This window comes from Pseudomonas sp. P1_A1 (assembly GCF_056406935.1).
The window spans coordinates 46,361-72,965 of sequence record NZ_JBFTZE010000016.1; the positions used below are offsets into that span (position 1 = coordinate 46,361).

The 26,605-nt window shown below is 60.0% G+C and carries 22 protein-coding genes and 1 pseudogene; 17 read left to right on the forward strand and 6 right to left on the reverse strand.

Features of this window, described 5'->3' with window-relative positions; translation table 11 throughout:
* Window positions 1–110: 110 nt before the first annotated feature.
* Window positions 111–1,736 (reverse strand): glucan biosynthesis protein D, encoded by a 1,626-nt coding sequence (locus AC1D2Q_RS21735; RefSeq protein WP_477814494.1) that lies wholly within the window; start codon window positions 1,734–1,736, stop codon window positions 111–113.
* A gap of 411 nt (window positions 1,737–2,147) precedes the next feature.
* Here AC1D2Q_RS21735 and AC1D2Q_RS21740 point away from each other — a divergent pair, with 411 nt between their 5' ends.
* Window positions 2,148–2,333: a hypothetical protein gene (locus tag AC1D2Q_RS21740; RefSeq protein WP_105344867.1), complete on the forward strand. Its 186-nt coding sequence runs from the start codon at window positions 2,148–2,150 to the stop codon at window positions 2,331–2,333.
* A gap of 85 nt (window positions 2,334–2,418) precedes the next feature.
* Here the strand turns inward: AC1D2Q_RS21740 and AC1D2Q_RS21745 are convergent, their stop codons facing one another.
* The 5 genes from AC1D2Q_RS21745 to ydcS form a co-directional block, all read right to left on the reverse strand.
* On the reverse strand, window positions 2,419–3,843 hold the full coding sequence (locus AC1D2Q_RS21745) for a gamma-aminobutyraldehyde dehydrogenase (protein WP_477814495.1): 1,425 nt from the start codon (window positions 3,841–3,843) through the stop codon (window positions 2,419–2,421).
* A gap of 80 nt (window positions 3,844–3,923) precedes the next feature.
* Complete coding sequence (locus AC1D2Q_RS21750; RefSeq protein ID WP_477814496.1) at window positions 3,924–4,748, reverse strand: ABC transporter permease; 825 nt, start codon at window positions 4,746–4,748, stop codon at window positions 3,924–3,926.
* A complete protein-coding gene (locus AC1D2Q_RS21755) occupies window positions 4,738–5,682 on the reverse strand; it encodes an ABC transporter permease (RefSeq protein ID WP_477814497.1) in 945 nt (314 codons plus the stop codon). The genes AC1D2Q_RS21750 and AC1D2Q_RS21755 overlap by 11 nt, the downstream gene beginning before the upstream one ends.
* A 1-nt stretch (window position 5,683) precedes the next feature.
* Window positions 5,684–6,721 carry an ABC transporter ATP-binding protein gene (locus AC1D2Q_RS21760; RefSeq protein WP_477814498.1) on the reverse strand — a complete coding sequence of 346 codons (1,038 nt, stop codon included), beginning with the start codon at window positions 6,719–6,721 and terminating at the stop codon, window positions 5,684–5,686.
* Window positions 6,722–6,876: 155 nt separating this feature from the next.
* Complete coding sequence (ydcS, locus tag AC1D2Q_RS21765) at window positions 6,877–8,028, reverse strand: putative ABC transporter substrate-binding protein YdcS (RefSeq protein WP_018926690.1); 1,152 nt, start codon at window positions 8,026–8,028, stop codon at window positions 6,877–6,879.
* Between the two features lie 295 nt (window positions 8,029–8,323).
* Between ydcS and AC1D2Q_RS21770 the strand changes: the two genes are divergently transcribed.
* The 16 genes and pseudogenes from AC1D2Q_RS21770 to AC1D2Q_RS21845 all read left to right on the forward strand — a co-directional run bounded on the left by AC1D2Q_RS21770 (window position 8,324) and on the right by AC1D2Q_RS21845 (window position 26,519).
* Window positions 8,324–10,717, forward strand: coding sequence for a hypothetical protein (locus AC1D2Q_RS21770; protein ID WP_477814499.1), 2,394 nt, complete (start codon window positions 8,324–8,326; stop codon window positions 10,715–10,717).
* A 62-nt stretch (window positions 10,718–10,779) separates the two neighbouring features.
* Window positions 10,780–10,851, forward strand: a pseudogene (locus AC1D2Q_RS21775) (tellurite resistance TerB family protein); the annotation flags it as partial.
* A gap of 234 nt (window positions 10,852–11,085) precedes the next feature.
* Complete coding sequence (locus tag AC1D2Q_RS21780) at window positions 11,086–12,708, forward strand: methyl-accepting chemotaxis protein (RefSeq protein WP_477814500.1); 1,623 nt, start codon at window positions 11,086–11,088, stop codon at window positions 12,706–12,708.
* On the forward strand, window positions 12,708–13,244 hold the full coding sequence (locus tag AC1D2Q_RS21785; protein WP_305411251.1) for a chemotaxis protein CheW: 537 nt from the start codon (window positions 12,708–12,710) through the stop codon (window positions 13,242–13,244). Before AC1D2Q_RS21780 ends, AC1D2Q_RS21785 begins: the two co-directional genes overlap by 1 nt.
* Window positions 13,241–14,515: a CheR family methyltransferase gene (locus AC1D2Q_RS21790; RefSeq protein WP_477814501.1), complete on the forward strand. Its 1,275-nt coding sequence runs from the start codon at window positions 13,241–13,243 to the stop codon at window positions 14,513–14,515. Before AC1D2Q_RS21785 ends, AC1D2Q_RS21790 begins: the two co-directional genes overlap by 4 nt.
* Window positions 14,512–15,195, forward strand: a complete 684-nt coding sequence (locus AC1D2Q_RS21795; protein ID WP_305411253.1) for a chemotaxis protein CheW — start codon at window positions 14,512–14,514, stop codon at window positions 15,193–15,195. Before AC1D2Q_RS21790 ends, AC1D2Q_RS21795 begins: the two co-directional genes overlap by 4 nt.
* Window positions 15,192–17,498 carry a response regulator gene (locus AC1D2Q_RS21800; RefSeq protein WP_477814502.1) on the forward strand — a complete coding sequence of 769 codons (2,307 nt, stop codon included), beginning with the start codon at window positions 15,192–15,194 and terminating at the stop codon, window positions 17,496–17,498. The genes AC1D2Q_RS21795 and AC1D2Q_RS21800 overlap by 4 nt, the downstream gene beginning before the upstream one ends.
* Window positions 17,495–18,505 carry a chemotaxis-specific protein-glutamate methyltransferase CheB gene (gene cheB, locus AC1D2Q_RS21805; protein WP_477814503.1) on the forward strand — a complete coding sequence of 337 codons (1,011 nt, stop codon included), beginning with the start codon at window positions 17,495–17,497 and terminating at the stop codon, window positions 18,503–18,505. Before AC1D2Q_RS21800 ends, cheB begins: the two co-directional genes overlap by 4 nt.
* A 48-nt stretch (window positions 18,506–18,553) precedes the next feature.
* On the forward strand, window positions 18,554–19,555 hold the full coding sequence (locus AC1D2Q_RS21810; RefSeq protein ID WP_477814504.1) for a diguanylate cyclase domain-containing protein: 1,002 nt from the start codon (window positions 18,554–18,556) through the stop codon (window positions 19,553–19,555).
* Between the two features lie 158 nt (window positions 19,556–19,713).
* Window positions 19,714–20,809 (forward strand): peptide chain release factor 2 gene (gene prfB, locus AC1D2Q_RS21815; protein WP_096481021.1). Its coding sequence is split into 2 segments (ribosomal slippage): window positions 19,714–19,785 and window positions 19,787–20,809, totalling 1,095 coding nucleotides; the frame shifts between segments, so codons are not numbered across the junction.
* A gap of 101 nt (window positions 20,810–20,910) precedes the next feature.
* Window positions 20,911–22,413, forward strand: a complete 1,503-nt coding sequence (lysS, locus tag AC1D2Q_RS21820; RefSeq protein WP_018926680.1) for a lysine--tRNA ligase — start codon at window positions 20,911–20,913, stop codon at window positions 22,411–22,413.
* Between the two features lie 102 nt (window positions 22,414–22,515).
* Window positions 22,516–23,232 carry a TetR/AcrR family transcriptional regulator gene (locus tag AC1D2Q_RS21825; RefSeq protein WP_253416619.1) on the forward strand — a complete coding sequence of 239 codons (717 nt, stop codon included), beginning with the start codon at window positions 22,516–22,518 and terminating at the stop codon, window positions 23,230–23,232.
* A 46-nt stretch (window positions 23,233–23,278) separates the two neighbouring features.
* Entirely contained in the window at window positions 23,279–23,833 is a 555-nt protein-coding gene (locus AC1D2Q_RS21830; protein ID WP_477814505.1) for a hypothetical protein, read from the forward strand.
* Window positions 23,834–23,897: 64 nt separating this feature from the next.
* The gene (locus AC1D2Q_RS21835) at window positions 23,898–25,148 is read left to right on the forward strand and encodes a flavohemoglobin expression-modulating QEGLA motif protein (RefSeq protein WP_172901247.1); all 1,251 of its coding nucleotides are present in this window, start codon (window positions 23,898–23,900) and stop codon (window positions 25,146–25,148) included.
* Window positions 25,149–25,278: 130 nt separating this feature from the next.
* Window positions 25,279–26,193 carry an alpha/beta hydrolase gene (locus AC1D2Q_RS21840; protein ID WP_477814506.1) on the forward strand — a complete coding sequence of 305 codons (915 nt, stop codon included), beginning with the start codon at window positions 25,279–25,281 and terminating at the stop codon, window positions 26,191–26,193.
* On the forward strand, window positions 26,190–26,519 hold the full coding sequence (locus tag AC1D2Q_RS21845; RefSeq protein ID WP_007940182.1) for a PA3694 family proteiin: 330 nt from the start codon (window positions 26,190–26,192) through the stop codon (window positions 26,517–26,519). Before AC1D2Q_RS21840 ends, AC1D2Q_RS21845 begins: the two co-directional genes overlap by 4 nt.
* Window positions 26,520–26,605: the final 86 nt, after the last annotated feature.

Sequence of the window (26,605 nt, forward strand, 5' to 3'; positions counted from 1 at the left end):
GATCGCAGCCTGCGGCAGCTCCTACATTGTCCGCGTCCGACCGCGATTTTGTAGGATACATGCAACCCTGTAGGAGCTGCCGAAGGCTGCGATCTTTTGATTTTGCTACATCAGATGTATTTACGTTTCTCCGGTGCCGGCGGGAAATACTGGTACAGCCAGGTTTCACTCAACGTGCGGTCATTGGTGCGAATGAACAACCGCAGCTCCACCGGCGCCACGCTGTCATTGGTCGGGTACCAGTCGAAGGTGATTCGGTAGCCCTTGATGTCATCGAGCACCAGTACGTTGAAATCCTTCACCTGACCGTTCGAGCAGGTCACCACCGGTTCGATCCCCGCGCCTTCGGGCAAGCGGTCCAGCCCGCCGCCGGTGAAGTCCACGGCAAAGCGGCGTGCCCAGACTTCGGGGTAATGCTCACCCGGTGCCCAGCCTTCGACAAAGCCGCCCATGCCCGAACGGGTCGCGTTGACCCGTGCCAGCGGCGTACCCGTCGGTGGCAGGGCGCTCCAGTAGAGCTTGTAGCCGTAGTTCAGGGAGTCACCGGCCGCGACCGGTTTCTTCGGCGTCCAGAACGCGACGATGTTGTCCAGGGTTTCACCGGTCGTAGGAATTTCCAGCAAATCGATAGAGCCTTCGCCCCACGCGGTCGTAGGTTCTACCCACAGGCTCGGGCGCTTGCTGTACCAGTCGACGGTGTCCTGATAACTGTCGAATTCATGGTCGGTCTGCACCAGACCAAAGCCTTTCGGGTCGGTGTCGGCGAAGGCATTGAATTGCAGGGTGGCCGGATTGTTCAGTGGACGGCAGATCCACTCGCCGTTGCCGCGCCACATGGCCAGGCGATCGGAGTCGTGGATTTGTGGGTGAATGGTGTCGCACATACGGCGCTCGTGGGTGCCGCAGCTGAACATGCTGGTCATCGGTGCGATACCCAGTTGCTCGATGGCGGTGCGGGCATTGACGTGGGCGTCGACTTCCATCACCACGCGCTCGGCCTGGCAATCGATGTCAAAACGGTAGGCCCCGGTGGCGCTTGGCGAATCGAGCAGGGCGTACACCACGAAACGGGTACTGTCCTTGTCCGGTGTCTCGAACCAGAACTTGGTGAAGTCCGGGAATTCTTCACGCTTCTTGGCGTAGGTGTCGATCGCCAGGCCGCGGGCCGACAAACCGTACTGGCCGGTGGCGTCTACCGCACGGAAATAGCTGGCGCCGAGGAACGACAGTACGTCGTGCTGATCCAGCTCCGGGGCCTTGAACAGCTTGAAACCGGAAAAGCCCAGGTCGCCCTTGAGCTGCTGGGTGTCGACGGTGGTTTTTTCATAATTGAACAGCGACGGGCGGAAATGCACCTCGCGCGCCAGTCGAGTCTTGGGATCGACGCTGTACATGCGCACCGGCTGCTTGAAACCCATGCCGACGTGGAAAAACTGCACGTCCAGCTGACCTTTCAGGTCCTTCCACAGCGAGTGATTGCCGTCGTAGCGGATCGCGTTGAAGTTCTGCGGCGTCATGGTTGCCAGCGTCGGCGGCAGCACCTGTTTGGTGTCCTGATACGGCTTGCCGGCGAGCTGTTTGGCTTGGCTCTTCAGCGCTTCGAAGTCGAACGCCTGAGCATCGCCATCGGCAGTGCCGCTACTGGCCCAGGCGTTCGCGGCCAGCAGGCCGGTGGCCGAGAGACCGGTGTAAGCCGCAATGGCCATGGAGGCTTTGAGCAAATTCCTGCGGTGCATAAATACAACCTGTCGTGAACAATCCCGCGCCGTTCCTGGCACGTGCTGGATCAGAAATAACGGTTCGGACATGCCTTCGGCCAAACGCAACGGACTTTAGAAAGATGCCAAATAGCTTAAACCGTTCAGTTGCAGAGCAAAAATGATTGATAGCACCGCGACAGCGCGGCAATGAAACAAGAGATGTCAGGTAACGTTTCTCACAGCGCTTTCTGATTTATAGGGCATATCTGCTTTTTTCGACTAATTACTCTAAAAACCTCTTTTCAGCACCGATTTAATTTCTATTCTATGGGCATGACCGGTTTCGGCCCTTCAGGCCGGTGGGTTCAGCGCACACAAAGCGGCCGCTGAAAGTGATAGGGCGATGCGGTTTTGAAGTTTTCTCTGACGTATAGAAGGACATCGTCCATGTCGAAAGTACAAGGCATCACCGAAATGTTAGGAATCTTCCCCTGCCTGGCTACCGGGCGGCGAAGGCGTCGGCTCAGTTCGGAAGAGCTGAAGTTGGTGGAGCGCTATCGCGAGTTGTCGGAAAGCGACCGGATTGCGATGCGCTATCTGGTGGATGCGATGAGGAGCGTTTCGCGGTTTTGAGGCGTTGATCGCAGCCTGCGGCAGCTCCTACAGGAAATCGGCGTACGCCCTGTAGGAGCTGCCGCAGGCTGCGATCTTTTCGCTTTTAATGCTTGAACATCACATGCCTTACCACCGTGTAGTCCTCCAATCCATACATCGACATGTCTTTCCCATAACCGGACAATTTCTGACCGCCATGGGGCATTTCGCTGACTAGCATGAAGTGAGTGTTCACCCAGGTGCAGCCGTACTGCAGGCGTGCAGACAGGCGATGGGCGCGGCCGACGTCCGAGGTCCAGACTGACGATGCCAGGCCGTAGTCCGAATCGTTGGCCCAAGCCAGCGCCTGCGCGTCATCGGTGAATCGGGTCACTGACACCACCGGCCCGAATACTTCGCGGCGCACGATCTCGTCGTCCTGTTGTGCGTCGGCCAGCACCGTCGGTTCGAAGAAGAAGCCATTGCCTTCCACTGGCTTGCCGCCGGTGATCAAACGAATGTGCGGTTGCGCCATGGCCCGCTCGACAAACCCGGTTACGCGGTCACGATGTTGGGCGCTGATCAATGGGCCCAGCTCCGTCGATGGATCATCCTGCAAGCCGTACTTGAGGCTGCTGACCGCGGCGCCGAGCTTCTCGACGAAGGTGTCGTAGATGCCTGCCTGTGCGTAGATGCGGCAAGCGGCAGTGCAGTCCTGCCCGGCGTTGTAAAAACCGAAGGTGCGAATGCCTTCCACGGCGGCATCGATGTCGGCATCGTCGAAGATGATCACCGGCGCCTTGCCGCCCAGTTCCATGTGCATGCGTTTGACGCTGCCGGCGGTGCTGGAAATGATGTTCGAGCCGGTGGCGATGGAACCGGTCAGCGACACCATGCGCACTTTCGGGTGGGTGACCAGTGGGGTGCCGACGGTAGGACCTCGACCGAACACCAGGTTAAGCACGCCCGCCGGGAAAATCTCCGACGCCAGTTCTGCCAGGCGCAGGGCGGTCAGCGGGGTTTGTTCCGACGGCTTGAGCACCACGGTATTACCGGCGGCCAGGGCCGGGGCGACTTTCCAGGCGAGCATCATCAGCGGGTAGTTCCATGGCGCGATCGAGGCAATCACGCCCACAGGGTCGCGGCGGATCATCGAGGTGTGGCCGTGCAAGTATTCACCCCCCAGCGCGCCACCCATGCAACGGCTGGCCCCGGCGAAGAATCGGAACACGTCGGCAATCGCCGGGATCTCGTCGTTCAGCGCGGCGCTGTAGGGTTTGCCGCAGTTGTCCGACTCCAGTTTGGCCAGCTCTTCGCCGTGGGCTTCGATGATGTCGGCGAGTTTGAGCAGCAACAGCGAGCGTTCTTTCGGCGTGGTTTGCGACCAGCCTTCGAAGGCACCGTCGGCGGCGCGCACGGCGGCGTCGACCTGAGCTTCGCTGGCTTCGTTGATTTCCACCAGTACACGACCGAGGGCCGGGTTGAACACGGCTTGGGCGGGGCCGTCGCCGGCGACCAGTTGGCCATTGATCAAGAGTTTGGTTTGCATGGCTTTGTCCTCCGAAGCTGTTGTTTTCTTTCTGTGGGAACTGGCCCCTGCTCCCACAGGATCCGGTTTCCAGTGGTCAGTTATTTTCCGCCGCTACCGGCGACACTCTCGCCACCACGGGTCAGGTAATACGCGCCGAGAATCGGCAACATGGTCACCATCATGACCAGCATCGCCACGACGTTGGTCACCGGCACGTCCCGAGGGCGGCTGAGCTGGTTGAGCAGCCACAGCGGCAAGGTGCGTTCGTGGCCGGCGGTGAAGGTGGTGACGATGATTTCGTCGAACGACAGGGCAAACGCCAGCATGCCACCGGCCAGTAATGCCGAGCCGAGGTTTGGCAGGACGATGTAGCGAAAGGTCTGCCAGCCGTCGGCGCCGAGGTCCATCGACGCTTCGATCAAACTGTAGGACGTGCGGCGCAATCGGGCGATGACATTGTTGTAGACGATCACCACGCAGAAAGTCGCATGACCGATCACGATGGTGAACACCCCCGGCTCGATCCCCAAGGTCTTGAAAGTCGCCAGCAGCGCGATCCCGGTGATGATCCCCGGCAGGGCAATCGGCAGGATCAGCATCAGCGAGATGCCTTGCTTGCCGAAAAAGTCCCGCCGGTACAGCGCCGCCGAGGCGAGGGTGCCGAGGATCAGCGCAATCAGGGTGGCGATGGCGGCGATCTGCAGCGACAGCTTGATCGCCTCCAGTACGTCGGGCCGCGAGAACGCCACGGCGATCCACTTCAGGGTGAAGCCCTTGGGCGGAAAGCTGAACGCCGCGTCTTCGGTGTTGAAGGCGTAGAGGAAGATGATCAGGATCGGGAAGTGCAAGAACAGCAACCCGCCCCAGGCGGCGATGCGCAGGCCCAGGGATGCCCGGTCTTGAGCGGAAGAGTCAGAGCGCATCGAAGGCCCCCAGGCGTTTGACGATGGACAGGTAAATGGCGATCAGCACGATCGGCACCAGCGTGAAGGCTGCCGCCATTGGCATGTTGCCGATCGCTCCTTGTTGGGCGTAGACCATGCTGCCGACGAAGTAGCCCGGCGGGCCCACCAGTTGCGGAACGATGAAATCGCCCAGCGTCAGTGAAAACGTGAAAATCGAACCGGCCGCGATCCCCGGAATCGACAGCGGCAGAATCACTTGCATGAAGGTCTGACGCGGCTTGGCGCCCAGGTCAGCCGAAGCTTGCAGCAAGGAGGGCGGCAGGCGTTCCAGTGACGCCTGGATCGGCAGGATCATGAACGGCAGCCAGATATAGACAAACACCATGAACCGCCCCAGGTGCGAGGTCGACAAGGTGCTGCCACCCACTCCCGGCATCCCGAGCACGAACTGCAACACCGGCTCCAGGTTCAGGTACTGAACGAACCACTGCGCCACGCCGCCCTTGGCCAACAGCAAGGTCCAGGCGTAGGCCTTGACGATGTAACTGGCCCACATCGGCATCATCACCGCGATGTAGAAAAATGCCTTGGTGTTGCCGCTGGTGTAGCGCGCCATGTAGTAGGCGATCGGGAACGCCACCACGGCACTGGCGAGTGACACGACGATGGCCATGCTCAGGGTGCGCAGGATGATGTCGAAGTTCGACGGCTGGAACAGCGCTGCGAAGTTCGCCAGGGTCAGGTCGGGGGTGACCGTCATGGTGAAGTCATCGAAGGTGTAGAAGCCTTGCCACAGCAGGGTCAGCAGCGAGCCGAGGTAGATCGCGCCAAACCACAGCAACGGCGGCACCAGCAGCAGCGACAGATACAGGTTCGGCCGCCGGTACAGCAGGTTGGAAAACCGCCGCAGCGGCGAGCCGTTGGCCGGGTTTCGAGAGATCACGCTGTCCATCTCACACCCCGCCTGCAACATTGTCGTGCAGCGGAATCATTGCCTCGCGGGCCCAACGAGCGTTGATGCGTTGCCCGGGCTGATGTTGCGCACTGACGTCCAGCCACTGGACATTAGCCTGGCTGATGTTCAGGGTCTGGCCGTTTTCCAGTTTCAGTTCATAGCGGGTGGCGCTGCCTTGGTACTGGATGTCATGCAGCACGCCGCTGACTTCTATTTCATGGCTGGCCAGCGGCCCTTCGGCGAAACGCACGTGTTCCGGGCGGATCGAAAACGGCTGAGGATTGCCGCTCAACTGCCGGGCCAGATCACCGCGTATCACATTGGAGGTGCCGACGAATTCGGCGACGAAGGTGGTTGTCGGTTTCATATAGAGGTGGCGCGGCGTGTCGACCTGTTCGATGCGTCCTTTGTTGAACACCGCCACGCGGTCGGACATCGACAACGCTTCGGTCTGGTCGTGGGTGACGAAGATAAAGGTGATGCCGAGCTGACGTTGCAGCTTCTTCAGTTCGCCTTGCATTTGCTCGCGCAGCTTCAGGTCGAGGGCGCCCAAGGGTTCGTCGAGCAACAACACGCGAGGGCGATTGACCAACGCGCGAGCCAGGGCCACGCGCTGGCGTTGACCGCCCGACAGCTGCACCGGTTTGCGCTCGCCGTAGCCATTGAGGGCGACCATGTCGAGGGCTTCTTCGGCACGTTTGTGGCGTTCGGTCTTGCCGACGCCTTTGACTTTCAAACCGTAGGCGACGTTGTCGAGTACGTTCATGTGCGGGAACAATGCGTAATCCTGGAACACAGTGTTCACATCGCGCTGATACGGCGGCAGCCCGGCGGCCTCCAAGCCATGGATGCGGATGGAGCCGGTGCTCGGCTGTTCGAAACCGGCGATCAGGCGCAGGCAGGTGGTTTTGCCCGAGCCGGAAGGGCCCAGCAGGGAAAAGAACTCGCCGTCCTGGATGTCGATGGAAACCCGGTCAACGGCCTTCACCTCACCGAACTGACGGGAAACGTTGGTGAACTGGACTGCAAGCGTCATGGATACGGTGCTCCAAAAAAACGGGGGGTGTGCCGTTAAAAGATCGCAGCCTGCGGCAGCTCCTACGGGATTCGTAGAAGACGCCACATTTGCGGTGCATGCCGTCGGCGTAGGAGCTGCCGAAGGCTGCGATCTTTTGATCTTGCTTAAACCGCTTAACGCCCTCCCATAATCGCGATGTAATCCTGGGTCCAACGGCTATAAGGCACGTACTTGCCACCCTCAGCCTGCGGGGTTTTCCAGAAGGCAATCTTGTCGAACTGGTCGAAACCGTTGGTCTTGCACCCCTCGGCCCCCAGCAGTTCGCTTGCCTTGCACGCCGCCGGAACCGCCGGCAGCGAGCCGAACCAGGCGGACACATCGCCCTGGACCTTCGGCGTCAGCGACCAGTCCATCCACTTATAGGCACAGTTCGGGTGCTTGGCTTCGGCGTGCATCATGGTGGTGTCGGCCCACCCGGTGGCGCCTTCTTTGGGGATGGTCGAGGCGACTGGCTGTTTCTCGTTCATCAGGCCATTGACCTGATACGGCCAGGAACTGGAGGCCACCACGCCTTCGTTCTTGAAGTCACTCATCTGCACGGTGGTGTCGTGCCAGTAGCGGTGGATCAACTTTTGCTGGGCGCGCAGCAGGTCGAGAACGGCCTTGTACTGTTTTTCGTCGAGCAGGTAAGGGTCCTTGATGCCCAGTTCCGGCTTGGCGGTTTTCAGGTACAGCGCCGCGTCCGCGATGTAGATCGGGCCGTCATACGCCTGCACGCGGCCCTTGTTGGATTTGCCGTCGGGCAGCTTCTGCTCTTCGAGTATCACGCTCCAACTGGTCGGCGGCTGTTTGAACACGTTGGTGTTGTACATGAGCACATTCGGCCCCCATTGGTACGGGGTGCCATAGGTCTGCTTGTCGACCACGTACCACGGCCCATCCTTCAGGCGCGGATCGAGATTCTTCCAGTTGGGGATCAATGCGGTGTTGATCGGCTGGACACGCTTGCCGGCGATCAAGCGCAGGGAGGCATCACCGGACGCTGTCACCAGGTCGTAACCGCCCTTGGCCATCAGGCTGACCATTTCATCGGACGTGCCGGCCGTCTTGACGTTGACCTTGCAGCCGGTTTCCTTCTCGAAAGCGCTGACCCAGTCGTAAGCCTTGTCGCTTTCGCCCCGTTCGATATAGCCGGGCCAGGCAACGATATCCAGCTGACCTTCGCCGGCACCAACGGCTTTCAGCGGTTCGGCGGCCTGCAGGCTGGCGCTGGCCAGGAGCGCTGTGGCGATTGCACTGAGCAGTGCGGTTTTGTGTTCGAACATGGGTAACCCTCTTGATGTAATTACGGTCGGGGCGGGGTTTGAACGGGGTGAAGTCAATGCCGTTACGGCTAATTGTTAGCGTAGTGCGCTTTTTTAAATGCTGTTCGTGGTTGCCATGATGTGTTGAAGCGCACGCTAGAACTGAACAGCACGCATCGGTGCTTCGAAGGTGCACACCCCTTCGTCTGAAAGCTCCCTCTACCTGTTAGTTCTGATAGTAGCCAAAGATGCTTTCTCGGGAGTCTGATAACCCCGGTAGTTCACCCATCGACTGTCCCACTGAAGGCATATTCCCATGACGAGCGATCAGTCCACTCAATTCGATATTCCCAATGGCGAACCCACTGTTGACCTCAGCCAATCAGCCATGTCCTCGCTCGACGCTGTCATCCCGGACAATACCGTGCTTGTGCTTTACGCGCCGCGTATCCCGGGGTCGAAGATTCCTGTGGTGGGAGCGCATTGCGGTGTTCCATTACGCTTGGTCGAAGAGGCACCCAGCGGCAGGCTCGAGGTAGTCATCGATGCTTACTTGGGGCAAGAAGCGGGCGATACCGTTTCGCTCAACATGAATGGCCAACCGGATATTGACAGCACTCAGACCAAAGCCACGGATGACCAAACAACACTCTACGTTCCAAAGGGGTTGTTATGGGCGGATGTAGTCAATCGACTCACTTATACCGTGACACGTGGCAGTCAGAACATGGGGACGTCCAACGTGCTGGAGGTTTTACACAACACCGTACGGCCGGGAAACCGGGATCGCGATGCGGAGGTTGGGGGGCATTCGGAGCTTGAGTTGTTGTTACCTGATGTCATCAAGAATGGCGTCGGTCCTGATTTTCCAGTGGCTGGTGCTCTTGTGTGCGTGTCTTATCCCTATTGCCGGGCCTATGACCGCATCTGGTTGAAGTGCAATGGCTTTGATGTGTATCACGATGTCACTGAACTCGAAGCGCCAGCTCCAGGATCGTCGAACCCGGTGAAGGTGTGTTTCACCGTGACGCGCGCCGACCTGGAGGGTGGTGGTAGTCACCCGCAGTTCTACTTCAACTTCTCCGTCATCGATCAGTTAGGCAACTTTCCGGATCCCACTGCGCTTTGGTCGGCCACGAAAACAGCCGATGTGGATCTTTCCGGTAGCCGTTTACCGAAGGCGATTCTGCGGGAGGACCTCAGTGACGCCAATGACACCCCAGAAACCATTGATCGTCAGAAACTGGGGTTTAAACCTCTAAACGTGATTATTCCGACTAGAGACTCTCGCTTCCGTGTGGGGGATGTCGTCAAGGTAATCTACACAGCCCAATCAACGGGGAGACCGGATGTAGTGGTTCTCTTGGAAGGAACAGTTTCAGGGGACGAACTGGGGGATCCGGTCCGCCTCGTGCTTACGGTTGCGAACGACAAAGTCGTTACTGCCGAGAGCGTGACCGTGACTTATAGGCTGGAAAGAAATGGCACCCCGGTCGCCGACTCGCGAACTGCTTTTGCCCGAGTGATCGGTGAAGGTCTGCCGGCACTGGTCAAGCCCAGGGTTCAGAAAACTGTAAACGGAGTGCTCCATCCACTGGATAACCAGCAAGGTGCCAATGGACAGGTGGAGGTGCAGGGGTGGCGCCAGGGAGATACGGTTCGACTGATCGTGAAAGGCAGTGCGGGAGTCGGATCCCCGGTTTTTACCGCCAAACCTCTGAACTCCAATAATCGGGCCAACTTTCCTCTGGATAAGGCTTTCATCAACGCCAATATGGGACGCGAGCCGGTAGTGTTCGAGTATAAGTTTATTCGAGATAGCAACGAGCATACCTCGCTGTCTACAACCATCACTGTGGCGAAAATCAAGGATGGCGATTTGCAGTTGCCGACACCTATGCTCGATGGCGCGAATCACTCGAACAATGAACTGGATGTTGCCAGTCTCCCGAATACGGCACAGTTACGATTGAGCGAGTGGCCCCTGCAGGAAAAAGGTCAGTGTCTATGGGTACTCTATGAAGGCATCAACGCCGACGGTGCAGCGGTTTCTTTCGAGGACAGTAAAGGCGAGTTTCACGACACGCTCCCGGGACTGGTCAGGCCGGCCCCGGTCAGTTGGTTGAAGACGCTCAAGCGGGGAAGTAAGCTGACCATCTACGTTCAGGTCAATTTCGATGGGGTAGCTGATAAAAGTACGGCAACAAAATTTCCAATTCAAACCTACCTCATTAAAACGATCACGGTGGAAAAATTCGAATCCACGCCTTTGCAACAAATATCGGTTGCAGGGCAATCGATGTTTAGCAAAATCTTCAGAATTACATTACTTAGTAAAACCCAACCTTTGCAGCATCTGAGCTTTGCTCGACCGCATAGTAGCTATTACGGGGGCGGGGTGCAGGGAGTGGTTTTCTATAACTACGATCACATGACCAACGCAACAATGTCATTCTCCGTTGAATTAATCAGTGGGACTGCCAATAGAATCAGGTTCTGGATAAAAGCCGCGAATATCACGACCACAACACCGCGCATTGATGTGTCGTTCTTGAACTCAACAGGTCAGGTACTCGGGGGGCAGTATTTTAATTCTCCCAGTGCGTTCTACGCTGGTTTTCAAATCGATTCAGGAATATTAACTAATATAAAATCGATAAGGTTCGCTCCTAATACCCAGTTTCATTTTGATCAGTTTGAAGTCGAATAGAGGGAGGCGCGCAGAAAAAGCGGTAGCGGTGGTTCCGGTGGTATTGGCGGTTTGCTCTCGGTGCGCGGCAGTTGAAGCTGGAGCCGGGGTTGAAGGCCGAACTGGAGAAACAGGTGCGGCAGGCTTCCGTGTAGGTCTTCAGAATGCCTTCGCGGGCAACAAACTTTTGCCTGGATGGACGCCATCGCGAGCCTGCTCGCAATGGCGTCTGCGGCCATGACAACTTTTCCCATGACTGATCCACGGTCCATTTCTGCCGATTTACGGCTTTTTGTCGGCGGGATGTGAAGCGATGCTCAGCGTCTTATAAATGAAACATCGCCCTCAGCTATACTCCCCCGCAATTTGACTCGCACCGAGGACTGACTGTGAAGAACTGGACGTTGCGCCAACGCATTTTGGCGAGCTTTGCGGTAATTATCGCGATCATGCTGCTGATGGTTGTGGTGTCTTTTTCCCGGCTGATGAAGATCGACGCCGGCGCAGAATCGGTCCGCACCGATGCGGTTCCCGGGGTGTATTTCAGTTCGATGATCCGCGGCGCGTGGGTCGACAGTTTTAACCTCACCCAGCAGATTGTCGGCCTTTCCGGACGTCGCGAAATAAGCGCCGCCGACCAGACCATGTACAAGAGCTTCGAAGAGCGCTTGGGCGAGCAGATGGCCAACTATCGCAAAACCATTTTCACCACAGAAGATCAGAATCTATTCGACGAATTCGAAGCGCGTCATCAGCTCTACAACAAGGAGATGGCGAACGTTCTCGACCTCTATCAGCGCAAAGAGTACGACCAGGCGCGCCTTGCCCTGGAGCAGAAACTCACGCCGGCCTGGATCAATGGGCGCAAGCAGTTGAACAGCCTTCTTGAGAGTAATCACGCCCTGGCTGAACGATCCACGCTGGCCATCAGTGATGCAGTGACGGCCGCCAAAATCAGCATGGGCGTCTCTTTGCTGGTGGCAGTCATCGTCGCCGGCCTCTGCGGCCTGCTGTTGATGCGCGCGATCATAGCACCGATGAGTCGCATCGTGGACATTCTGGAAGTCATGCGCACCGGGGATCTCAGCAGTCGCTTGAATCTTGATCGCAAAGACGAATTCGGCGCGGTGGAAACCGGCTTCAATGACATGATGACCGAGCTCACCTCGCTGGTGTCCCAGGCGCAGCGCTCCTCGGTGCAGGTCACCACATCGGTCACGGAAATTGCCGCGACGTCCAAGCAGCAACAGGCCACCGCCACCGAAACCGCAGCCACTACCACCGAAATCGGTGCGACCTCCCGTGAAATTGCCGCCACCTCGCGCGACCTGGTGCGCACCATGACCGAAGTTTCCACCGCCGCCGATCAGGCGTCGGTGCTGGCCGGCTCTGGTCAGCAAGGCCTGGCGCGCATGGAAGACACCATGCACTCGGTGATGGGCGCAGCGGATCTGGTGAACGCCAAACTGGCGATCCTCAACGAGAAGGCCGGCAACATCAATCAGGTGGTGGTGACCATCGTCAAAGTCGCCGACCAGACCAACCTGTTGTCCCTGAACGCTGCGATCGAAGCCGAGAAGGCCGGCGAGTATGGTCGCGGGTTTGCCGTGGTCGCCACCGAAGTGCGGCGTCTGGCAGACCAGACCGCCGTGGCCACCTACGACATCGAGCAGATGGTGCGCGAAATCCAGTCGGCGGTGTCGGCCGGGGTCATGGGCATGGACAAGTTCTCCGAGGAAGTGCGCCGCGGCATGTCCGAGGTGCAGCAGGTGGGCGAGCAGCTGTCGCAGATCATTCATCAGGTTCAGGCGCTGGCGCCGCGGGTGTTGATGGTCAACGAAGGCATGCAGGCCCAGGCCACCGGCGCCGAGCAGATCAACCACGCGCTGGTGCAGTTGGGCGACGCCAGCAGCCAGACGGTCGAGTCCTTGCGTCAGGCCAGTTTCGCCATCGACGAATTGAGCCAGGTGGCCGTGGGGCTGCGTGGCGGTGTCTCGCGATTCAAAGTCTGATGAGCGAACTTACGGCCAGGCGCGGCGTGGCGATGCCGGTGAAGCAGTCGTTGTTTCTGGTGTTCCGCATCGGCAGCGAGCGCTACGCCTTGCAGGCCATCGAGGTGGTCGAAGTGCTGCCGCAACTGCCGTTGAAACCCATTCCCCGGGCGCCAGACTGGGTGGCGGGGGTGTTCGCCTGGCGCGGCGCGGTCGTGCCGGTGATCGACCTCAGCGCGCTGACGTTTGGCCAACCGGCCCAGGCGCGCACCAGCACGCGGCTGGTGTTGGTGCACTATCGGCCGGATGAGGCGACGCCTGCACAATTGCTCGGGCTGATTCTGGAGCAGGTCACCGACACGTTGCGCTGCAACCCGGCGGACTTTCAGCCTTATGGCCTGGACAATCGCCAGGCGCCGTACCTCGGCCCGGTGCGCGAAGATGCCCAGGGGCTACTGCAATGGGTGCGGGTTGCCGATTTACTGGATGCACAGGTTCGCGCCTTATTGTTTCCCTCGCCGCCGCTGGACCTGGCGCAGTTTGAGGAGCAGGGATGAGCAGCGATCAACGGTTTTTCGATTTCCTCAAGGAACGTATCGGCCTGGATGTCGGCTCGGTCGGCCCGGCGATCATCGAGCGTGCGGTGCGCCAGCGCATCACGGCGGTTCGGGCGCGGACGGCCGATGAGTACTGGCACACTTTGCTGGGCTCGCGCGACGAACAGCAGGCGCTGATCGAAGCGGTGATTGTCCCCGAGACCTGGTTTTTCCGATACCCGGAATCCTTCGCCACATTGGCAAAACTGGCGGCCAAGCGGCTGGCGGCGATCAACAACATGCGCGCCCTGCGGATTCTCAGCTTGCCGTGTTCTACCGGCGAAGAACCGTACTCGATCGCCATGGCATTGCTTGATGCGGGGCTGGCGCCGCACCAGTTCAAGGTCGACGGCATGGACGTCAGCCCGCTGTCGGTGGAAAAGGCCAGGCTCGCGCTGTACGGCAAAAATTCGTTTCGTGGCCAGGACCTCGAGTTTCGCGAGCGCCATTTCACCGCTGAACACGATAACTATCGCCTCAGCGGGCGCGTGCTTGAACAAGTGCGTTTACAGGTCGGCAATCTGCTCGATCCGACCTTGCTGGCCAACGAGCCGCCCTATGACTTCGTGTTCTGTCGCAACCTGCTGATTTATTTCGACCAGCCGACCCAGCAGCAAGTGTTCGAAGTGCTCAAGCGTCTGACTCACATCGACGGCGTGCTATTTATCGGCCCGGCCGAGGGCAGTCTGCTCGGCCGTTTCGGCATGCGCTCGATCGGTATCCCGCAGTCGTTTGCCTTCAGTCGCCAGAGCGCGCCCGAGCCGCTTGCGACCTTCGCGCCGATGTCGCTGCCCGTGCAGCAACCGTTGCGCAGCGTGACTCCGCCGCCTGTGCGCAGTCGGCCTTTTGCGACGGTCGTGCCGATACCTCAGGCTGCCGCCACCCCTTCGGCCACCCCTTCGGACGCCGCCACGCTGTTGGCGAATATCGCTGCGCTGGCCAATGAAGGCAAAAGTGCCGAGGCCCGCACCGCGTGCGAAAGTTATTTGCGCAGTCACGAACCAGTGGCCCAAGTGTTCTATTGGCTGGGGCTGCTCAGTGATGTCGCCGGTAGCGCCCTGGAGGCCCAGGGGTTTTATCGCAAGGCGTTGTACCTCGAACCGCAACACCCCGACGCGTTGATGCACCTGGCCGCCTTGCTGCAGTCCCAGGGCGACACGGCGGGAGCCAGACGATTGCAGGCCCGCGCCGTTCGTAGCGAGCGCGCCGCTGACAGTGAGCGCAAACGATGAACGTCTCCGACACCTTGAGCGTCACTCATGAAGATGCCCAGGCCATCGACGACTGTTGGAACCGCATCGGTATCCACGGCGACCAGTCCTGCCCGCTGCTGAGCGAGCACATTCATTGCCGCAATTGCGCGGTGTATTCGGCTGCCGCCACGCGCTTGCTCGACCGTTACGCCTTGTCGCAGGGCGACCGTGGGCAAATCTCCACGGTAGCCGAGAGCGAGGTGAAAACCCGTTCGCTGCTGATGTTTCGCCTCGGCGAAGAGTGGCTGGGCCTGGCCACTCGCAGCCTGGTCGAAGTGGCGCCGCTGCAAGCGATCCATTCCTTGCCGCACCAGCGTTCCCGGGCATTGCTCGGCGTGGCGAATGTGCGCGGTGCCTTGGTGGCGTGCCTGTCTTTGGTGGAGCTGTTGGGGCTCGACGACACCAGTAGCGTGGCGCCTGGTGCGCGGGTAACGCCGCGGATGCTGATCATCGCCGCCCACGGCGGGCCGGTGGTGGTGCCGGTGGACGAAGTGGACGGGATTCACGCCATCGACGAGCGCATTCTCGATGCCGCGTCCCAGTCCGGCACCCAGGCCAGCGCCAAATACACCCGCGGCGTCTTGCCATTCAAAGGTCGCAGCCTGCGTTGGCTGGATGAAGAGCAGCTGCTGTCTGCCGTGACCCGGAGCCTCACATGACCCCCGACCAAATGCGTGACGCCTCCTTGCTGGAGCTGTTCAGCCTGGAAGCCGAGGCCCAGACCCTGGTGCTGAGCGCCGGTCTGCTGGCGCTGGAGCGCGATCCGACCCAGGCCGATTACCTCGAGTCGTGCATGCGCGCGGCCCATTCGCTCAAGGGCGCGGCGCGAATTGTCGGCGTCGATGCCGGGGTCAGTGTTGCCCATGTGATGGAGGATTACCTGGTCAGCGCCCAGGAAGGGCGCCTGTACCTGCGACCCGAACACATTGATGCGCTGTTGCAGGGCACCGATTTGCTGATGCGGATTGCGACGCCGAACAATGCTCCGGCGCCTGCGGATATCGACGCTTACGTGGTTTTGATGGGACGGTTGCTTGAGCACATGGCGACTGTCCCCATCGCGCTGCCGATGGCAGAACCTCAGATCGAACCCTCGACACCCAGGGTCGAGCCGCCCGTTCGTGCCGCCGAAACACCCGTCGAAACACTCATTGAAACACCTCAGGCAGAGCCCGCCGAGCCTGCGTCCAAGACCAGGCGCGCCACCGACACTGGCGAGCGCGTATTGCGTGTCACGGCCGAGCGCTTGAACAGCCTGCTCGACCTGTCGAGTAAATCCCTGGTGGAAACCCAGCGCCTCAAGCCGCACCTGGCCACCATGCAGCGCCTTAAACGCATGCAGAGCAATGGCCTGCGGGCGCTGGAAAGCCTCAACGTTCATCTCAAGGACCATGCCTTGAGCCTCGAAGCCCAGGAAGCCTTGGGCGATGCCCGCCGATTGCTGGCCGAGTCCCAGCAATTGCTGGTGGAAAAAAACGCCGAACTGGACGAGTTCGCCTGGCACGCCAGTCAGCGCGCACAGGTGTTGTATGACACCGCGCTGGCCTGTCGCATGCGGCCGTTCGCTGACGTGCTGAGCGGTCAAGTACGCATGGTCCGCGATCTTGGGCGCGACCTTGGCAAACAGGTGCGGCTGGAGATCGAGGGCGACAAGACCCAAGTCGACCGAGACGTACTGGAAAAACTCGAAGCGCCGCTGACACACCTGCTGCGCAATGCGGTGGATCACGGCATCGAAACCCCGGAACAGCGACGCTTGGCGGGCAAGCCGGAGGAAGGCGTGATCCGTTTGCGAGCCTCCCATCAGGCCGGTCTGCTGGTGCTGGAACTGAGCGATGATGGCAATGGCGTCGACCTGGAAAAGGTCCGCCGCACGATCGTCGAACGGCAGTTATCCCCAGCCGAGACTGCCGCGCAGTTGAGCGAAGAAGAGCTGCTGACGTTCCTGTTTCTGCCGGGTTTCAGCCTGCGTGACACGGTCACCGAAGTGTCCGGGCGCGGCGTCGGGCTGGATGCGGTTCAGCACATGGTCCGGCAGTTGCGCGGCGCCGTGGTGCTGGAGCAGACGGCGGGCTCGGGCAGTCGTTTCCATCTTGAAGTGCCGCTGACGCTGTCGGTGGTGCGCAGTCTGGTGGTGGAAGTCGGTGACGAGGCGTATGCCTTCCCGCTGGCGCACATCGAGCGCATGTGCGACCTGGAGCAGGAAGACATCGTGCAGGTCGAAGGCCGGCAGCACTTCTGGTACGAAGGCCGGCATGTCGGGCTGGTCGCCGCCAGTCAGTTGTTGCATCGGCCGGCGAGCCAGAACAACGCGCAGACCCTCAAAGTCGTGGTCATCCGCGAGCGCGAGGCGATCTACGGGGTGGCGGTCGAGCGGTTTATCGGCGAGCGAACGCTGGTGGTGCTGCCGCTGGACGAGCGTCTGGGCAAGGTACAGGACATTTCCGCCGGGGCTTTGCTCGACGACGGCTCGGTGGTGCTGATCGTCGACGTCGAAGACATGCTGCGTTCGGTGGACAAACTGCTCAATACCGGGCGTCTGGAGCGGATTGCCCGGCACGCCAATCAGGCCGTCGAAGCAACGCGTAAACGGATCCTGGTGGTAGACGACTCGCTGACCGTTCGTGAGTTGCAGCGCAAGTTGCTGCTCAATCGCGGCTACGACGTCGCCGTGGCGGTGGACGGTATGGATGGCTGGAATGCCCTGCGTTCGGAGGATTTCGATCTGCTGATCACCGACATCGACATGCCGCGCATGGACGGCATCGAGCTGGTGTCGTTATTGCGCCGCGACAATCGCCTGCAATCGCTGCCGGTGATGGTGGTGTCCTACAAGGACCGCGAAGAAGACCGTCGCCGTGGACTGGACGCCGGCGCCGACTATTATCTAGCCAAGGCCAGTTTTCATGATGATGCCTTACTGGATGCGGTCGTTGAGCTCATTGGAGGGGCGCGCACATGAAAATCGCCATCGTCAACGACATGCCCATGGCGGTAGAGGCCTTGCGCCGCGCTCTGGCGTTCGAACCGGCGCACGAGGTGGTCTGGGTCGCCAGCAACGGGGCGGAGGCGGTGCAGCGTTGCACCGAATACACCCCGGATCTGATCCTGATGGACTTGATCATGCCGTTGATGGACGGCGTGGAAGCGACCCGGCGGATCATGGCCGAGACCCCGTGCGCGATCGTCATCGTCACCGTCGACCGTCAGCAGAACGTGCACCGGGTGTTCGAAGCCATGGGCTACGGCGCGCTGGATGTGGTCGATACCCCGGCGCTGGGCGCTGGTAACCCTCAGGAAGCCGCTGCACCGCTGCTGCGCAAGATCCTCAACATTGGCTGGTTGATCGGTGACCACAGCAATCGGGAGCGATCGGCACCGAGCCCGCACCGCCACTCGGCCTCGCGCCAGAGCCTGGTGGCGATCGGTTCATCCGCCGGCGGGCCGGCGGCGCTGGAAGTGCTGCTCAAGGGCCTGCCACGGGATTTTTCGGCGGCCATCGTACTGGTCCAGCATGTGGATCAGGTGTTCGCCGCCGGCATGGCCGAATGGCTTGCCAGCGCCAGCGGCCTGGACGTGCGCCTGGCCCAGGAAGGCGAACCGCCGCAAAGCGGCACGATCCTGCTGGCCGGTACCAATCATCATATTCGCCTGCTGAAAAACGGCACGCTGGCCTACACCGCCGAACCGGTCAACGAGATCTATCGGCCTTCGATCGATGTGTTTTTCGAGAGTGTGGCCAGTTTCTGGAGCGGTGATGCCGTGGGTGTTCTGCTGACCGGTATGGGGCGTGACGGCGCCCAGGGGCTTAAACTCATGCGCCAACAGGGCTACCTGACCATCGCTCAGGACCAGAACAGCAGTGCCGTGTACGGAATGCCCAAGGCGGCCGCAGCCATCGACGCTGCCGTGGAAATCCGCCCACTGGACAAGATAGCGCCACGTTTGCTGGAGATTTTCCAAAAATGACTATCATAAGCAGCAATCRTGGCCCAAGCAGTACTCAGGTGACCGCACATGAATGAATTACAGCTCGACGACTTCAAAACCGACGAAAACGCCGCCATGGTGTTGTTGGTGGACGATCAGGCGATGATCGGCGAGGCGGTGCGCCGTGGTCTGTCGAACGAAGAAAACATCGACTTCCACTTCTGCGCCGACCCGCACCAGGCCATCGCCCAGGCGATCCGCATCAAGCCGACGGTGATCCTTCAGGACCTGGTCATGCCCGGCCTCGACGGCCTGAGCCTGGTGCGCGAATACCGTAATCACCCGGCGACCAAGGACATTCCGATCATTGTCCTGTCGACCAAGGAAGACCCGCTGATCAAAAGCGCGGCGTTTGCCGCCGGGGCCAACGATTACCTGGTCAAGCTGCCGGACAACATCGAACTGGTGGCGCGCATCCGCTATCACTCACGCTCCTATATGACCCTGCTGCAGCGTGACGCGGCGTACCGCGCCTTACGCGTGAGCCAGCAGCAGTTGCTCGACACCAACCTGGTGCTGCAACGCTTGATGAACTCCGACGGCTTGACCGGGCTGTCGAACCGCCGGCACTTCGACGAATATCTGGAACTGGAGTGGCGGCGTTCGTTGCGTGACCAGACGCAATTGTCGTTGCTGATGATCGATGTCGACTACTTCAAGTCCTACAACGACAGTTTTGGCCACCTCGAAGGCGATGAAGCCCTGCGCAAAGTCGCCACGGCCATTCGCGACGCCAGCGCCAGGCCATCGGACCTGCCGGCCCGTTACGGCGGCGAAGAGTTCGTCCTGGTCTTGCCCAACACCTCGCCGGGCGGTGCGCGGATAGTGGCGGAAAAACTGCGCCAGACCGTGGTCGGGTTGAAGATCCCGCACATTTTCCCGACCGAAGGTTCGTGCCTGACCATCAGCATCGGCCTGTCGACCGTGATCCCGCAGCCGGGCAGCGACTGCCGGCAATTGATCTCGGCGGCGGACAAGGGGCTGTACCTGGCGAAGAACAATGGGCGCAATCAGGTGGGAATCGAGTAAGGCGTTGAACACCACGCCCCGTAGGTTCGGAGCGCAACGTCTACATGATGTTCAGCCAAAAACCATTCGCCCCTAAAGCCGCCAGGCGGGCTGCCTTGACAGCGTGATTACGTTATACTCGCCGGCTTTCAAAAGTTCGCCAACGAGTGCTGCCCGCCATGGAAATCAACCCGATCCTTAACAGTATCAAGGACCTGTCCGAGCGCTCCGAAACTATTCGGGGGTATCTTTGACTACGATCAAAAGCATGAGCGTCTGACCGAAGTCAATCGCGAGCTTGAAGATCCGAGTGTCTGGAACAACCCTGAGTACGCTCAGAACCTGGGTCGCGAGCGCTCCGCGCTGGCCCAGATCGTAGAAACCCTCGATGAAATGTCCAGCGGTCTGGCCGATGCCAAGGACCTGCTGTTGATGTCTGCCGAGGAAGAAGACCAGGCCGCCGTCGACGACGTAGCCCTTGAAGTGGAGCGCCTGCGCGAAGCCCTCGAGAAGCTCGAATTCCGTCGCATGTTCAGCGGCGAGATGGACCAGAACAACGCCTACCTGGACATCCAGGCCGGCTCCGGTGGTACCGAGGCCCAGGACTGGGCCAACATCCTGCTGCGCATGTACCTGCGCTGGGCGGATAAACGCGGTTTCGACGCGACCATCATGGAATTGTCGGCCGGTGAAGTCGCCGGTATCAAAGGCGCGACCGTGCACATCAAGGGCGAATACGCCTTTGGCTGGCTGCGTACCGAAATCGGCGTGCACCGTCTGGTGCGCAAGAGCCCGTTCGACTCCGGCAACCGTCGTCACACCTCGTTCTCGGCCGTGTTCGTGTCGCCGGAAATCGATGACAACATCGAAATCGACATCAACCCGTCGGACCTGCGCATCGACACCTACCGCTCCTCCGGTGCCGGTGGTCAGCACGTAAACACCACCGACTCGGCCGTACGGATTACTCACGTACCGACCAACACCGTGGTCAGCTGCCAGAACGAACGCTCCCAGCACGCCAACAAAGACACCGCGATGAAAATGTTGCGGGCACGCTTGTACGAGCAGGAAGTGCAGAAACGCAACGCCGCCTCCCAGGCCCTGGAAGACACCAAGTCGGACATCGGCTGGGGTCACCAGATCCGTTCGTACGTGCTCGATGCCTCGCGGATCAAGGATCTGCGCACCAACATCGAACGCAGCGACTGCGACAAGGTGCTCGATGGCGACATTGACGAATACCTGGTGGCCAGCCTGAAACAAGGGCTTTAAGGCCCGCCCTACAGGATCTGCGCGATCCTGTAGGCGCTTGGCTTGCCCGCGAACCCCGGCAGACAGCCGGGGGCAACGAACCTGATGGAATATTTAAAGACATGAGCGACCTACAACTCGACCCGCAAGCCCTGCAACAGGAAGAAAACTCCCTGATCGCCCTGCGCAAGGAAAAGCTTGCTGCCGAGCGCGCCAAGGGCCAGGCCTTCCCCAACGACTTCCGCCGCGACGCCTACTGCGAAGACTTGCAGAAGAAGTACGCGGACAAGACCAAGGAAGAGCTGGCAGAGGCTGCGATCCCGGTCAAGGTTGCCGGTCGTCTCATGCTCAACCGTGGCTCGTTCATGGTGATTCAGGACATGTCCGGGCGCATCCAGGTTTACGTCAACCGTAAAACCCTGTCCGAAGAAACCCTGGCCGCGGTGAAAACCTGGGACCTGGGCGACATCATTGCCGCCGAAGGCACCCTGGCCCGTTCCGGCAAGGGCGACCTGTACGTTGAAATGACCAACGTGCGCCTGCTGACCAAATCCCTGCGCCCGCTGCCAGACAAGCACCACGGCCTGTCCGACACCGAGCAGCGCTACCGCCAGCGTTACGTCGACCTGATCGTCAACGAAGACGTGCGCCAGACCTTCCGCGTGCGTTCGCAAGTGATTGCGCACATCCGCAGCTTCCTGATGAAGCGTGACTTCCTGGAAGTCGAAACGCCGATGCTGCAAACCATTCCGGGTGGTGCGGCGGCCAAGCCGTTCGAAACTCACCACAACGCGCTGGATATGCAGATGTTCCTGCGTATCGCGCCGGAGCTGTACCTCAAGCGTCTGGTGGTCGGTGGCTTCGAGAAAGTGTTCGAGATCAACCGCAACTTCCGTAACGAAGGCGTCTCGACCCGGCACAACCCCGAGTTCACCATGCTCGAGTTCTACCAGGCCCACGCTGACTACGAAGACAACATGGACCTGACCGAGGAACTGTTCCGCGAACTGGCGCAGCTGGTTCTGGGCAGCACCGACGTGCCTTACGGCGACAAGGTGTTCCACTTCGGCGAGCCGTTCGTGCGCCTGTCGGTGTTCGACTCGATTCTCAAGTACAACCCGGAACTGACCGCTGCCGACCTGAACGACATCGACAAGGCCCGCGCCATCGCCAAGAAGGCCGGCGCCAAGGTGCTCGGCTTCGAAGGCCTGGGCAAACTGCAGGTGATGATTTTCGAAGAACTGGTCGAGCACAAGCTGGAACAGCCGCACTTCATTACCCAGTACCCGTTCGAAGTGTCGCCGCTGGCCCGTCGTAACGACGAGAACCCGAACGTCACCGACCGTTTCGAGCTGTTCATCGGCGGCCGTGAAATCGCCAACGCCTACTCCGAGTTGAACGACGCGGAAGACCAGGCCGAGCGCTTCATGGCGCAGGTGGCCGACAAGGACGCTGGCGACGATGAAGCCATGCACTACGACGCCGACTTCGTTCGTGCGCTGGAGTACGGCATGCCGCCGACCGCCGGTGAAGGGATCGGCATCGACCGTCTGGTGATGTTGCTGACCAACTCACCGTCGATCCGCGACGTGATCCTGTTCCCGCACATGCGTCCGCAAGCGTAAATGTTTCAATTAAAAAGCCGCCTAAAACAGGCGGCTTTTTATTGCCTGTCTGGTACAAACGTATCAATTGGTTACTTTTGACGTTAGAGAGGAATACCTGTCGTGAATCGTGCAATGGCTCAAGAAGGTGCAGCGGATATCGCCACTGCGGTCGCTGAAAGTGTTCAGTACCAGGGCCGCAAGGCCAGCCGACAGGGCAGCGAACAGCGTCGACAGGACATTCTCGACGCGGCGATGCGCATTGTCGTGCGCGATGGCGTGCGGGCCGTGCGGCACCGTGCGGTGGCCGCCGAGGCCTGTGTGCCGCTGTCGGCCACCACTTACTACTTCAAGGACATCGATGACCTGCTCACCGATACCTTTGCCCAATACGTGGAACGCAGCGCGGCATACATGGCCCGGTTGTGGGCCAGCAACGAAGGCCTGTTGCGCGAGATGGTTGTCAGCGGTGATGGCACCGCCGAGTCGCGCTCACAGCTGGCGGACGATATCGCACGGCTGATGGCTGACTATGTTCATCGGCAATTGATCAATCGCCGCGAGCACTTGATGGCCGAGCAAGCCTTCCGCCAGGAAGCGTTGCTCAACCCGCGTCTGGCATTGTTGGTGCGTTCCCATCAGCAAATTCTCTTGCAGGGCACCTGCCAACTTTTCGAAGTATTGGGTTCCCGCGAGCCACAACAAGATGCCAAAGTGTTGACGGCGATTGTCGGACGGATGGAATATCAGGGCCTGCTCAATGATGCCGAGCCTGTTGCCGAAGAGGAAATGCTCGGCATCCTGACTCGCTACATGCACTTGGTACTGGCGTCGGTATAGTGCCGCCCCAGTGACCATTCGGGGCTGTGTTCATAGGGAGTGTTGAATGAAAGCCTGGCGTGTCGTGGTGATCGCCTTGTCGTTCCTGATGCTCAGTGGCTGTCTGGTGACCTTCAAGGAGCCGCTGCCCGCCAGCGAGCCCGCGCCCAAAGGGCTGCTCGGCAAATGGGCCAGCACCAATGCCTGGGGCGAGCCGATGAACCTGGAACTGACACGCATCGGCGACAATCACTACCAGGCGGTCAGCTACTTCAAGGCCAAACCCCATGAGCGCGAAGCCTATCCCTTCACGGTGTCGCGCCATGGCAATCGCTGGTACCTGTCGGCGAAGGTGCCGGCGCAGTTCGGCGGGCATTTCACCATCGCCGGTTTCGAGCTCAACGATAAGCACGAACTGGTGGTCTACAACCTCGACCTTGAGCAGATCAGACAGGCCATGGGGCAAGAAGCCCTCAGTGGCGAAGGCTTTCAGACTGAAGATGGCGATGGGGTGTTGATCAACAACAGCCTGGATCAGGTGTTCGCCTACCTCGACGACCCGGCCAATTCCGATGTCTTCGTTGAAGCGGTGCGCTATCAGCGCCTGGCCAAAACCAAATAAACCCAGCACGTAACAGCTTTTACTACAGGAGTCTCGGGTGGACGAATACCAGCAGACGATACGCATGTTGTCCGATCGCATAGTGCTGGCGCAGACGCCGATCCGCATTCTGGATGCGGTCAAGTGGGATGACAGCATTCGCAAGGGGTTCCTCAAGGGCAAGGGCAAGGAAATGCCGGCCGTGGACCGCGACTACTACCTCAATCGACCGCTGTCGTTCGACTCCAGCAAAGTGAAGCTGGAATTCCAGAACATCGAGCGCGATATCACTCGTCAACTCGGCCAGTTCAACCCGGTCGGGCAGATCATGCGCCGCATGTGCAAGGAATACCGCATGGTGGTGCGCATGCTTGAAGCGCGCGGCACCGAGGATTTCGGGCTGATTTCCCAGGAGTTGTACGGCGCGGCGTCCGATGCGTTTCACGCCGGCGACCCGACCCTGGCCGACCTGGGGCTGATGCTCTCCGATTACCTGAACAACATCGACGGCCGTGGCGACCTCAAGGACGAACCGAAAGTCCTCACCGCCAAGGAAGCCGTCGACCTGCTGCAACATCGGTTGAACAAGGTGTTTGGCGAAAACGAGGAAACCATCCGGGTGTTCGAGTCCGACGGGATCGTCGCCGACGCGGCGGCCGGTGCCGACTACATCAAGATCCGCACCGACGCGATGTTCAACAATCGCGACGTGCGTGCGCTGGAAGTCCATGAAGGGCTGGTGCATGTGGGCACCACCCTCAACGGTCTGAATCAGCCGATCTGTACGTTCCTGTCCAAGGGCCCGCCGTCGTCCACCGTGACTCAGGAAGGCCTGGCGATCCTGATGGAAATCATCACCTTCGCCTCCTACCCGAGTCGCCTGCGCAAACTCACCAACCGCACCCGCGCCATTCATATGGTGGAGGAGGGCGCGGACTTCTTGCAGATCTTTGAGTTCTTCCGGGCTCAGGGCTTTGAAATGGCCGAAAGCTACGGCAATGCCAGTCGGGTGTTCCGCGGCTCGGTGCCGAATGGTCTGCCATTTACCAAAGACTTGTCCTACCTCAAGGGCTTTATCATGATTTACAACTACATTCAGTTGGCCGTGCGCAAAGGCAAGCTGGAGCAGATACCGCTGTTGTTCTGCGGCAAGACTACGCTGGAGGACATGCGGACCTTGCGCCAATTGGTGGACGAAGGCCTGGTGGTGCCACCCAAGTACCTGCCCGAGCAGTTCCGCGACATGAACGCGTTGTCGGCGTGGATGTGCTTCTCCAACTTCCTCAACCACCTGAGCCTGGACCGGATCGAAGCGGATTACTCCAATATCCTTTGATTCAGATCGTTCCCACGCTCTGCGTGGGAATGCCGCCATGGACGCTCCGCGTCCACTGTGACGCAGAGCGTCACGGTATGCATTCCCACGCGGAGCATGGGAACGATCACCCACATTGAGACTTCACCGGATGAGAATCCTCGGCATCTTCTGCCTGCTCCTGGCCCTCGGCGGTTGCAGCTCTTTGCTGTTCTACCCCGAGCCAGGCCAGCCGTTCACCCCGGAAAAAGCCAAGCTCGACTATCGCGACGTCACCCTGACCACTGCCGACGGCCTCAAGCTGCATGGCTGGTGGCTGCCGGCGAAAAAAGGCGTCGAAGTCAAAGGGACTGTGCTGCATCTGCACGGGAACGGCGGCAACCTGGCGTGGCATTTGGGCGCGAGCTGGTGGTTGCCGAAGCAGGGTTATCAGGTGTTGTTGGTGGACTATCGCGGGTACGGGTTATCCGAAGGTAAACCGGCGTTGCCGGAGATCTATCAGGACATCGACGCCGCCTTCACATGGCTCGACCAGGCGCCGGAGGTCAAGGGCAAGCCGTTGATCCTTCTCGGTCAGAGCCTTGGCGGTTCGATGGCCGTGCATTACCTGGCCCAGCATCCCGAGCGTCAGCGGCAACTCAAGGCTTTCGTGCTCGATGGCGTGCCTGCCAGTTACCGCGATGTCGGGCGTTTCGCCCTGAGCACGTCATGGATGACCTGGCCGTTCCAGGTGCCGTTGTCGTGGTTGGTGCCGGACGGCGACAGCGCGATCCGTTCCATGACGCAGCTCAATGGTGTACCGAAACTGATCTATCACAGTATCGATGATCAGCTGGTGCCCCTTTCCAACGGCATCCGACTGTATCAAGCTGCGCCGCCGCCGCGAGTGCTGCAACTGACCCGGGGCGGTCATGTGCAAACCTTCGCCGACCCGGTCTGGCGCAAAGTCATGCTGCGCTACCTCGAAGACCCACAGCATTTCAACGGCCTGCGCCGCCGGGGTGAAATTCCGAATTACCCGGCACCCCCGAATTCTGAAGATGAACCACCAGAGAGTCCGCAATGAGTGAAGAACGTAACGCCATCCCGCTGATCATCACCGGTATCTGCAGCATCCTCGGCACCGTCGGGGCCCTGTGGTGGTACGGCTACCTGCACTTCGCCAAACCCGAGGATGCATTGCTGCTCAGCGACTTCACCATGCTCAAGACCGTGCCGGGCGAAGACTACAAAATCTCCCTGGAACCGGCCGCGCAAGTGGCTCAATGCATCGATGGCGTGCTGGTGATGTTCGACACCGAACAGAAAGGCCTGACCGGCGTACTGGTCAACAACAAGAAAAAAGCCGTGCGCTGCATGGGTCAGGAAACCCCGCAGAAGCTGGAGCAGTAACCCAATCCTGCGTTCACTGAAGACCCCCACAGGTTCGGTGATTGACATAGAAAAGCCCCGCCTGATCCGATCAGGCGGGGCTTTTG